General features: G+C 61.6%; 13 protein-coding genes. 4 read left to right on the forward strand and 9 right to left on the reverse strand.

Annotated features, from left to right (window positions below):
- Nucleotides 1–25: 25 nt before the first annotated feature.
- The 3 genes from NBY65_RS33190 to NBY65_RS33200 all read right to left on the reverse strand — a co-directional run bounded on the left by NBY65_RS33190 (nucleotide 26) and on the right by NBY65_RS33200 (nucleotide 2,513).
- On the reverse strand, nucleotides 26–1,384 hold the full coding sequence (locus NBY65_RS33190) for a ParB/RepB/Spo0J family partition protein (RefSeq protein ID WP_162530765.1): 1,359 nt from the start codon (nucleotides 1,382–1,384) through the stop codon (nucleotides 26–28).
- Between the two features lie 68 nt (nucleotides 1,385–1,452).
- Entirely contained in the window at nucleotides 1,453–1,827 is a 375-nt protein-coding gene (locus tag NBY65_RS33195) for a DUF6876 family protein (RefSeq protein WP_162530766.1), read from the reverse strand.
- A gap of 470 nt (nucleotides 1,828–2,297) precedes the next feature.
- A complete protein-coding gene (locus tag NBY65_RS33200) occupies nucleotides 2,298–2,513 on the reverse strand; it encodes a hypothetical protein (protein WP_150043377.1) in 216 nt (71 codons plus the stop codon).
- A 224-nt stretch (nucleotides 2,514–2,737) separates the two neighbouring features.
- Here NBY65_RS33200 and NBY65_RS33205 point away from each other — a divergent pair, with 224 nt between their 5' ends.
- Nucleotides 2,738–4,057: a hypothetical protein gene (locus NBY65_RS33205; protein WP_150043379.1), complete on the forward strand. Its 1,320-nt coding sequence runs from the start codon at nucleotides 2,738–2,740 to the stop codon at nucleotides 4,055–4,057.
- Nucleotides 4,058–4,345: 288 nt separating this feature from the next.
- Here NBY65_RS33205 and NBY65_RS33210 read toward each other — a convergent pair whose 3' ends face one another.
- Nucleotides 4,346–4,849, reverse strand: a complete 504-nt coding sequence (locus NBY65_RS33210) for a GNAT family N-acetyltransferase (protein ID WP_150043381.1) — start codon at nucleotides 4,847–4,849, stop codon at nucleotides 4,346–4,348.
- On the reverse strand, nucleotides 4,846–5,136 hold the full coding sequence (locus NBY65_RS33215; protein WP_150043383.1) for a type II toxin-antitoxin system TacA family antitoxin: 291 nt from the start codon (nucleotides 5,134–5,136) through the stop codon (nucleotides 4,846–4,848). Before NBY65_RS33215 ends, NBY65_RS33210 begins: the two co-directional genes overlap by 4 nt.
- On the opposite strand from NBY65_RS33215, the gene NBY65_RS33220 reads away from it, so the two are divergent.
- Complete coding sequence (locus NBY65_RS33220) at nucleotides 5,135–5,398, forward strand: hypothetical protein (protein ID WP_150043385.1); 264 nt, start codon at nucleotides 5,135–5,137, stop codon at nucleotides 5,396–5,398. The two genes, NBY65_RS33215 and NBY65_RS33220, sit on opposite strands and share 2 nt — an antisense overlap.
- Nucleotides 5,399–5,588: 190 nt before the next feature.
- Here the strand turns inward: NBY65_RS33220 and NBY65_RS33225 are convergent, their stop codons facing one another.
- The 4 genes from NBY65_RS33225 to NBY65_RS33240 form a co-directional block, all read right to left on the reverse strand.
- Nucleotides 5,589–6,059: a hypothetical protein gene (locus tag NBY65_RS33225; protein ID WP_150043387.1), complete on the reverse strand. Its 471-nt coding sequence runs from the start codon at nucleotides 6,057–6,059 to the stop codon at nucleotides 5,589–5,591.
- Nucleotides 6,053–6,202: a hypothetical protein gene (locus NBY65_RS33230; protein ID WP_162530767.1), complete on the reverse strand. Its 150-nt coding sequence runs from the start codon at nucleotides 6,200–6,202 to the stop codon at nucleotides 6,053–6,055. The genes NBY65_RS33225 and NBY65_RS33230 overlap by 7 nt, the downstream gene beginning before the upstream one ends.
- Nucleotides 6,203–6,233: 31 nt before the next feature.
- Nucleotides 6,234–6,452, reverse strand: a complete 219-nt coding sequence (locus tag NBY65_RS33235) for a hypothetical protein (RefSeq protein ID WP_150043389.1) — start codon at nucleotides 6,450–6,452, stop codon at nucleotides 6,234–6,236.
- Between the two features lie 479 nt (nucleotides 6,453–6,931).
- Entirely contained in the window at nucleotides 6,932–7,321 is a 390-nt protein-coding gene (locus tag NBY65_RS33240; protein WP_150043391.1) for a hypothetical protein, read from the reverse strand.
- A gap of 409 nt (nucleotides 7,322–7,730) precedes the next feature.
- Here NBY65_RS33240 and NBY65_RS33245 point away from each other — a divergent pair, with 409 nt between their 5' ends.
- Nucleotides 7,731–8,144: a conjugal transfer protein gene (locus NBY65_RS33245; RefSeq protein WP_150043393.1), complete on the forward strand. Its 414-nt coding sequence runs from the start codon at nucleotides 7,731–7,733 to the stop codon at nucleotides 8,142–8,144.
- Between the two features lie 546 nt (nucleotides 8,145–8,690).
- Complete coding sequence (locus NBY65_RS33250; protein WP_239002982.1) at nucleotides 8,691–9,614, forward strand: tyrosine-type recombinase/integrase; 924 nt, start codon at nucleotides 8,691–8,693, stop codon at nucleotides 9,612–9,614.
- Nucleotides 9,615–9,878: the final 264 nt, after the last annotated feature.

A 9,878-nucleotide genomic window follows, 5' to 3' on the forward strand; every position in this document is an offset into this window, starting at 1 on the left:
CACCCGCCTCGATACGCCGCCTCACTCAGGCCGTCGTCACCCAGTTTCCCCCATAGCTCAAGGCGAGGGGGCTGTCGCCGCCTTCGTAGAACACCGCTTGCGCCAGCGCGTGCACAAGCGCGGCCAGCGCCACGTCCGGCCGGTCGGCCAGCAAGGCCCGCAGCGCCGCCGTCCGCTGCGCGACAAGGTCCGCCGCGACCGCGCCGGAGAGGCGCGGCGCTGGCCCGGATGGCCCGTCTTCCGCGCCGGTGGCGGCATCGGCGGCGGACGGTTCCGGCCTCTTGGCGGGGCGCACAAGGCCGCGCACAACGGCGAGGGCGCCGTCGGGCCGGATGCCGACGAACGCGCCGCCGCGGGCCTTCTGCCGGTCGCTGAACACGAAAGCGGCGGCGGACAGCGCGGCGATCGCGGCGTCGAGCGCGTCGCACCGCGCCCATTCCGCGTCGGTGAGCGACTCCTGTTCGGCAAGCCGCTCCCGCTCCCGCTGCGCCTTGGCGAGGGCCTTGGCCTGCGCGGGGGGCAAAGGCTGGCGCTTGCCGCGCAGTTCCTCGAAGCCGCGCAAGAGATCGAAATCGATCTCGGGCGCGACGGTGACCCATTGCCAGCCTTCCGCGCGGACGGCCGCCGCTTCGCGCGCCAGCTTTTCGCTGACCAGCCGGTCGAGCAGGGCCGGATCGGTCAGGTAGCTCTGGGTCTGGAAAAGGTCGTTCACGACCGCGCCGCCCGCCGCGACATAGGCTTCGACGGTCACGAACTGCGCCCGCCGGTCGCTGGCAGGCACATGCGCCGCTGTCAGGCGCTTGCGGAGGGCAGGGGCGCTGCGCTGCCAGTCCGGCGCTTCGAACCACGCGGCTTCCTGCGCCGCGTGATCGTCGCTGACGGTGAAAGCCATCAACTGGTCGAGGGTCATGGCCCCTTCGCGGTAGAGCGCGAACAGCGTGGGGCTGACGGCGGCGAGCTTGAGCCGTTGCCGCACCGCGTGGGCCGTCACGCCGAAACGGGCTGCGATTTCGTCCGGCCCGTGGCCGCCGTCGACCAGCGCCTTAAAGGCGACGAACTGGTCGGCGGGATGCATCGCCTGCCGCATTTCGTTCTCGGCGAGGCTGATCTCGCTGGCCGTCTCGCCGGTCAGAACGTGGCAGGGAATCGGCGCGTCCTTGGCGAGGGCTTTGCGCTTCGCCAGCAGCTTCAGGGCGGCAAGGCGGCGGCCGCCGGCGACCACCTCGAACCTGCCGCTCTCTGTTGGGCGGACCTGCAAGTTCTGCAAGAGGCCGTGCGCCTCGATGCTGGCGGCGAGTTCGCCAAGGCCGGAAGCGGCCCCGGTTTTCCGCACATTGGCCGGGGAAGGCACAAGCTGTGAAAGAGGAATGGTCTTGATCGTCATGGCTGAAACTCCTGTGTGTTGAAGAGGGAAAGAAAAACGGGCGGCCAGTAACGGCCGCCCGTTCGCGTTCAGTATTCGCTGGGCACAAGGATCGTGTTGTTGGTGCAGTAGAGGTTCACGCCTTCGGCGGGGAAGTCGGTGAACGGGATTTCTTTGGAAAGCACGACCCCCCCGTTGCCGTCCTCGCAGGTGAGGGTGGCGGTCTGGTCGGGCCGCACCACGAGTTTCCAGAACTGGAAATCCTCTTTCTTCACCGCCGCCACAAACCGGTTGGCGAGGGCGATCTCGTCCAAGAGCCAATAGGCTTCGGCGGTGTCTGCGACATACTTGGCCCCGTCGGTGATGAGGATGGCGGGGACAAGCGGATGGCGGTACCAGCATGTGGTGCCGGTAAACTGCATAAGGTCCGCTCTGCGGAACGTCTTGCCGTGTGCGTCGTTCATGGCCGTTTCCTTTCTTGGTTGGTTTTGGGGTTGCAGCTGCTGCTGCAACCCTTGCCCATCGGCGAGATCGGGGTGTGCAAACGGAAAGGGCCTTCTCGGGAGACCGGCAAAAGCAACGGCGTCTGCGCGCCCTTGCGCGAAACGCCGTCTGTCTTTTTCCGGCGGAAGGCCCTTGGAGTGCGCCGAGGGGCTGGCCCCTAAGCAGGGGCCGCGTCTGCGGCCCGCATGAGGCACGTGAGGGATCGTGACCCGCAGGGCCGAGACCCGCAGGGGCTCGGGGCGAAGCCTAGAGCCCGGCCCCCCCTTGCGGGGGGACACGCCCCGTTCGCCACGGTTATGGCGTCCAGATCAAGGTTGCGGAGGGTGGCGCTGGAGAATTTCGGAAAGCGCCGCGTCGTCCTGTTGGCGGCGGCGATCAGCGCCGGGATCATCGACGCGCAGAGCGGGAAAGGACGAGGGCTGCGCGGTCGTCAGTTCACCCGCCGCTTGATCACATACAGGGCTTGCTTGCCGGTGTATTCGAGATGCGCGAAGGCCTCGGCGTCGGTGCCGAAGTCCGGTTCGATCAGCATTTGCAGGAACAGATTGCCGGAAATGCCTTCAATCTCGCGGATGCGTCGCGCGGCCGCCGTCACGCTCTCGAAGGTGCCCGCCTCCACCCATTCGCAGGCCGCGTTCGTCATCATCAGCCGCCACATGCGCCCCCTGGGGTGGTTGGTTCAGAGAGCAGCACGGCAAGCCTCTCCGATTTGCTCGGCAATCCGATCTCACCCGCGTCGGGCAACCCCCGCATGCGTCGTCATCCACAGGCATTGGTATTACCCTTGCTGCCGAACCACCATTGCCACTGCACAAGCGCATGATATTCTTATATGGTAATATAATGTCTGTTTTCTTCCGGGAGGTTTTCTTGAAAGCTTTGAAGCCTGTGCTGGCCTTAGCCGCCTTGGCAGCCTGCTCACCCAGTTTGTCTTACACTCCTGTAAAATCCGGGCCTGATCAGGCAAACTCACTCAGGTTCTCGTTGCAAGCGCCTGCAATCCTACTTGCCGACGCCTCCTTAGAAATAAAGAAGAGTAACGGTGATATAGTGAAGCCTCAGGACTCCTGCCGAGGCGTGACAGAGAAAGACGTCTATAAATGCCTTGAGAATGTTGTTCCAGTAGTATCCTCTGTTGCGGAGGACGATGGTGGAAGATGGCTAGCGATTCCAAACAATTCTTTTCCACGTTGGATTTTTGGAACAACTAAAATCGGTGGCACGCCTGTTGAAGGTAGCGAATTCCTGTACAAGCAAGTGACAATAAATTACATAGATAACACGAAAAATATCATCGCCACGGCGGGAGCCGGTGCCGCAACAGGCGTCTCGATAGGGGGCCTCGCAGGCGGATTGGCCGGAGCGGGAGTTGGTGCTATTATCGGTGCGGCAGAAAATAAAATGACATTCAGACCACCAGTTCCATTCAAAGAAAAAATATGCCAGGAGGACAGGGAAATTATCGACTTAGAAAAATTAGAAGAAATCGGCAATCAGCCTCACATTGGTTTACCAATTATTATTCTCCCAAAAAATTTACCTGATATTAGAAATACAATTACAAGCAAAAATCTCTATGCAGCGGATCCAGACCCCGCATTACATGCAGTATACCCGAATAGTCCTACGTCAGTGTGCTGGCATCTTGTGCCGAATATGCTCTCCACCTCGTCCTCAACGGCATCCTTAAGCCTAGCCCAATTAGGAGGTGCTGTCCCTGTTGAGCCTCGCAAGCCGGAAAAAGGCGACGGTTGGTTTTATAGAATTGTCTTTGTACATTCTGATGATACTCCAGACGAAACTGGCAATGCGCCCACGGCTGAGGATGCACTCTCGGGTAAGTCGCCAGATAAGCAAATTGAAGGCAATATGTTTCCGGCGTCGCTATGCCGTCCGGGCGCTATCTTACAAATCATCTGGTGGAAAAATCTAAGAGATTTTAAATTCAACTATCAGGTGGCAACGCGCAGCTACAAGCTCGGCACCCTTCCCGATCCTGGCCTGATACAGAAAGTTAGCTTACCGGATAACGGAGTGATCAATTTCCGCAAGCAATGCGGTGTGTCGTCCACCAATGGGTCGGCGCCTGCCGATATCAAAGGAGATTGGGATGCGCTGAACAACGCCATTAATAATTATAAAACGAAGGAAAAAGATTATATTACTGTCCATAAAAAGACAAATTTTTGACCAATTAATACCAATGCTCAGAGATCGGAACCGGCGCTCCGGAGTGCAGATGTCGAGAGCAGCGCACCCCAAGTCATCGATCGGTTCTGGTCAACGGGCATTGGTATTATTTATAGGTGTAACTCATTTGACTGAGGCTATTCTAGCTAGAGACTGATCCACCCGCGAGGAGAGCGCCCGACATTCTGCTGAAACGCCGTGAATGTGACTTTCATCGCAACCTCTATTCACAACGCCACAAATTCAAAGCGCTGCTTCGCTCCTGCTTTTGCTGGGGGCCGGCCGGTTTCAGCCGGAGACCAGGCGCCGAAGATCCTTGGTCAACAGAAATAGATGGAGCGGGTCTGTCGGTGACGGCACGAACCCGAAATGCTCGTAGAAGCGGCGGGCGGGGGCGTCCTTCGCATGCACCGCGAAAGCGCGGATTCCGGCGATGTCGCCCGCTTGCAGGGTGCGACGGATCGCGTCCTTCAGCAGCCCCGCGCCGATCCCCCGGCCTTGCCAGGCGAGGCCGACCGCCAGGCGCGCGAGCAGCATGAGCGGCACCGGATGCCTGGCCAGGCCCTTGGTCAGGCGTTCGGGCGCGTCGTCATAGGCAACCTCGCCCACGACCAGGCTGTAAAAGCCGACGATCGCGTCTTCGTGAAGGCCGAGATAGGTTTGCGAAGCGTTCGCCTGCTGGTTGGCGAAGGCGTAGCGGGTCAGAAACCGATCCAGTTCCTCGCGTCCGCAGCTGAAGCCATCGACAGCATGGTCGCGACGCAGCTTCTCGATCCGGAAACCTCGTGTCATCCGGGTTCGGGCGGATCGAAAGGCCCGGCTTCGCGGAACAGGCGCTCAAGGCGCGGCAGCGCGCGCGGCGGCGCGTCGAGCGCCGTCATGAACGCGGTCCACCGGGCCGCGTCGAGCGTGAAGCGCTGCCGCTCGGCAAGCGTCTCGTCGGCGCGGACAAGGGCGCTTTCCAGCACGAACTGGCTGACGGTCTGGTGCCGCGCGTGCGCGGCGGCGTTCAGCCGCGCCTTCGCTTCGGGCGAAAGCCGGAGATCGAGCTTGCTGGTGCGGGGCGGATTCGACGCCATGAAACCCTCCAATCTCGAAAATGATACACCATTTGCCAGACAATGTCATGACAAAAATCGCGTGTCGGTGTTCACGTGGCCGGCGATTTTCCGCCCCAACGGCGGAAGCGCGGACGTTGTGGGCCTCTTCTTAACCATGTTCCTTGTTCGGACCGAAAAGGGCCCTGTTCCTCGTCCCGTTCCTGCTTTTGACTGCCCGAAGCGCGCGGAAGGCCGCAAGGGACCGAAACGCTACGCGGAGCTTGGCGGCGGAGCCGCCTAGCGGAGCTTGTGTTTTGAAGCCCTTGCGGCCTGAGCACGCGTAGGGATGATGGGGCAGGGGAGGGCGATCCTTCGCTGCGGCCTTTGGGCAGCCCGCTGAGTGGCTTTTGCCGCTTTCTTTCCCGCAAACCTCTCTACGCAGCGCCTGACGCATCGACAGGACCGTTCCTCAGGTTCCTGACGCGTGACGGTTATTCTCCGTCTTCGCCGTCCCTGAAATGCTCGCACATGCCCTCATACGCCCAGTCCCGCTGGTCCGGCGTGGCGGTCCTGCTCGTCAGCACGCTTAGCCACGTCGCGAACTCTGGCGGGTCGTCCGGCAAGGGCCTGGCAATGGCTGCCAGCTCGCGCGCCTCTTGCTCGATGCAGTCGGCTTCCCGCCAGTCCGCATTGCCAAGGCATGGATAGGTGTAGGCATCGTAGAACAGGCGCAGCACGTCTCTGACTGTGACAGGATCCATGTCATGCTCGTCCGGAAAGCGCTCGGCCAGCGACTTGAGCAGGGCGGCTTTCGACGGGGTGCGCTTGCGAAGCTTCGCGGCGATCCGCTGCCGGTTGATGGCTGCCGCCAGCTCGCCCTTGTCGATGCGCGAGATGAATTCCCGGCTGTGCGCCTCGATATCCGCAACGGTGATAGGACCGGTAAGCGGTTCCTTCAGCATTGCCGCGCCCCGCCGCTATCTCCTTCCTCGGCCTGCTGCATGAACTCGCCGAAGTCGATGAACGCCCGGCGCTTGATCATCTCGCACACCCACCTGTGGAGCCAGTCGGCCTGCTCGTCGGTCAGAGGAATGACGGTGTCCATTTCCGGTTCGTCGTCATTGGCTGCTTGCCGGTCAGTTCGCATTGGATTTGCCATTGGTGATCCGGATCTCGTAGCCCTCGTCCAGCGCCTGCCCCGGCCTGTCTCCCGGCAGGTCCACGCCCCATTTGATGACGGCGCCGCGCTCGTAGGCCTCCACGAGCGCGGCCGCGCGGCTGGCGTGGGCCTTGCTCACCTGCTTGCCGTTGCGGAACAGGGCGAACCACGTCTTTTGAGAAGCTTCATTGCCCATGGGTTCTTCTCTTTGCCGGTCCCGGGAAACAGGAAAGGGCAGAGACGGACAAATTAGGCTCTTTTCAGCTCGCGGTCTTCCAGGATCGTCCCGTCTTCGTCGCGCACGCGAACCAGGAGCAGCGCAACCATTTCGCCTTCCGCGTTCAGCCATCCCTTGTCCTGCCCGTAGGTGATCAGGTCGCACAGCCGGCCGGCCGTCTGCGCGAGATCGACTTTCCCGCCCTCGTCCTGGATGGCGCAGGGTCACGGCCGGTGTGGCAAGCGTCAGCGCCTTGCCGTGCGCGGGCCATATGGCGTCCTCCGTCCACATGAAGCCGCCGCCTTTGCTTGGACCGAGCGGCGTCGCCAGGTGCAGGATCCGGGCGTGAATGGCGTCAAGGGCCGCGAACACGCGGGTTCCGAAAATTCTGCCCCCCGCGGACCAGCAAGCGGAACGGTGCCGTTTGCGGGAAAGTGTTTAGCGCGGCTACAACCTTTCTACGCCTCGAAGTCGCTGAGAAGAATACCGGCAAGGGCGCTGAGCCACAGTACAAGACCGGATGACGAGAGTTGCGCCCAGAATTCTGCATGAACCCAAATATGGACAATCATGGCGCCGATAAACGTCGCGAATCCAGCCGCGAAGGCAAGGGCGAGCAGCGCCTTGAGGAGCGGCGACAGCTGAAATTTCGTGAAATCGCCGTCCTTGATTTCGCCGAGAAACAGGCCAAGCGGCAGGCAAAAAAGCAAGACGGCGGTGGCGAGCGCCTTCCGAGGCCATTCTGCGGCGGACCATATGCAGAGGACCACCAGCGCGGCGATCAGAAGAAGGCCGGCTATGGCCAGACGGGGAAGGAATTTCGAAGGTGTTTGGCTGTTGCTTTGCATGCCAGTCCGTTTCAATGGTGCCATCCATCACCCAACGCCGGACCGCCGCTGGGGGCCGGTATTGCCCCTTATGCGCCCCCCGCACGGGAGCGGGGTGGCGGTCGTGAACCGTTCCTTGATTTTGCCCGTCCGGCGGACGTCTGCCTACGGGCTTGAGGCAACAAGGATAAGTTATTTTAAAAACAATATCTTATGCGTAGAATTTAGCGTCAAATATGAGATACCCCCAAGGGCGCCATTTCCTAGATACCTAGGATTCTAGGATAGACCGCGACCGGTCGTGGGGCGTCAGGGTTGGCATTGGGGGACCGCCCGGAAAGCTGCAAACGTCGCAGCGCACCGTATTCCGCTTTGAAAGCACCCGATCCATTTTGAATGGATAACGGGTTTTTGGCGGCCGGGGGAGGGCATGGGGCAATCGCCGACAGTGCGGGAGAAGGTGGAGGCGCGGATCGCCGGGCGGCCGGACGAGGTGTTCCTCACGCGCGAATTCCGCGACCTCGGTGGCGAAAATCAGGTTCTGCGGGTTCTGCGCGCGTTGGTGCAAGACAAGCGTCTGGTGCGCCTTGGGTATGGCGTTTATGGCCCTGCTGTCGTCTCGCGGCTTTCCGGCGAGCCGCTCCTCGCCAGTCCGGGTGGGTTTCTCGGCGCGGCGCGGCAGGCGCTCGACAAGCTTGGGGTGGAATGGGAGCCGACGGCGACGCAGCGCGCCTATAACGAGGGCCGTTCGACCCAGGTGCCGGCGAATCCGGCGGTGCGGATCAAGGGCCGGTTTTCACGGCGGCTCCGCCTCGGGACGACGGAGTTGCGCCTTGAACGGTGAAGAGCCGCAAACCGCTCTCGAAGTTCGGGCGGCGTTTCAGATTGCCAAGCCTGGAACTTGAGAATTTGGCAAGAGCGGCTGCGCTGCTGTTTGAAAGAACGCGCGGAATGTGATAGGTTCCGCCCACGGTACAGGCTGGGAAGCCGATGGCCGTCAAGGAAATGGGCCCGCCACGGCGACGTGGCGGGCTTTGCTTTTGCACGCGGCGCTATGGAAGCGCGCCGCGGCCGCGCGGGCGGATGCCGAGGGCGGACGCTGAGGCGCAGCGCCGGGACGAGCGGTTCGCTGGATTGGGTCTTGCAGGCGCCGCCTTTCTTCATGGCGCTTCCCCTTAAATAAATAGACCATATAGTTGAGTGATCGTAACGAAATTGTGTGTATTTGGCCGGTTTGAGGCTTGGGCGGAGATGAAGCGGCGATTTGTTTGATGAAACATAAAGGACGTTATGTTACACTAAAGCCATGACTAAGCCTGAGCCTGTCCAGACCCGTCAGCTGACTATTGCTGACCCCCGCGGTCCCGTCGCCGGCCCGGCCGCCAGGGTCGTGCCCGCCATCATTGCGGACGCCGGCGACCGGGCCGCACGCCGCTTTCTGGAGTTTTTCGCCGCCACCATCCGCAACCGCAATACCCGCGCCGCCTATCTCCATGCGGCCAACCGGTTCTTCGCTTGGTGCGACCGCCACCGCATCGGCCAGCTCGCCGACATCGAGCCGCTGCACGTCGCCACCTACATCGAGGCGCTGGGCGCGGATTTCGAAAAGCCCACCGTCAAGCAGCACCTGGCCGCGATCCGCATGCTGTTCGACTGGCTGGTCACCGGCGGCGTGCTGGCGGCCAATCCGGCGCACGCGGTCCGCGGGCCCAAGCACGTTGTCAAGCGCGGCAAGACGCCCGTGCTCACCGCCGACCAGGCGCGCGCGCTGATCGAAAGCATCGATACCTCCACCCTCGTCGGCCTGCGCGACCGAGCGTTGATCGGCGTCATGACCTACACTTTCGCCCGCATCGGCGCCGTCGTCGGCATGCGCGGCGAGGACTACTTCGCCAACGGCAAGCGCTGGTGGATCCGCCTGCACGAAAAAGGCGGCAAGCGTCACGAGATGCCGGCGCACCACAAGCTCGAAGCCTTCCTCGACGCCTACATCAAAACCGCCGGCATCGCGGGCGAAAACAAGAGTCCCCTGTTTCGCGCCGCGGTCGGCCGCACCGGCGCGCTCGCCGCCACCGCGATGAGCCGGGTCGATGCCTGGCGCATGATCCAGCGACGCGTCGCCGCGATGGGCCTTCAGGTGCGCATCGGCTGCCACACCTTCCGGGCCACCGGCATCACCGCCTATCTGGAGGCCAAAGGCACGCTGGAAAACGCCCAGGCCATGGCGGCGCACGAGAGCCCGCGCACCACCAAGCTCTATGATCGACGCGGCGACGAAATCACGCTCGACGAGGTCGAGCGGATCACGATTTGAGGGCTCAGGATTTGCGACTCAGAGAAACACTCGCTGGAGTCGCGGGGTTGCCGGCGGCTCCAGCGGAATCTGCTGCCCAATAACAAAGGATACATACAAATCGTCGACACAACGTCGCCAATTTTTCCTTGTCATAAATTACCCTGCAGACTCCTCTTAACATATTAATCAGAAGTTAGATATAATTATTCTTCTAAAGAATCCAGTTCTTCTGCCACAAAAATTTATTCACCTATATATTCGAATCTGAGAATTTCTTTGCCA

The organism is Rhodovastum atsumiense (assembly GCF_937425535.1).
Classification (GTDB): domain Bacteria; phylum Pseudomonadota; class Alphaproteobacteria; order Acetobacterales; family Acetobacteraceae; genus Rhodovastum; species Rhodovastum atsumiense.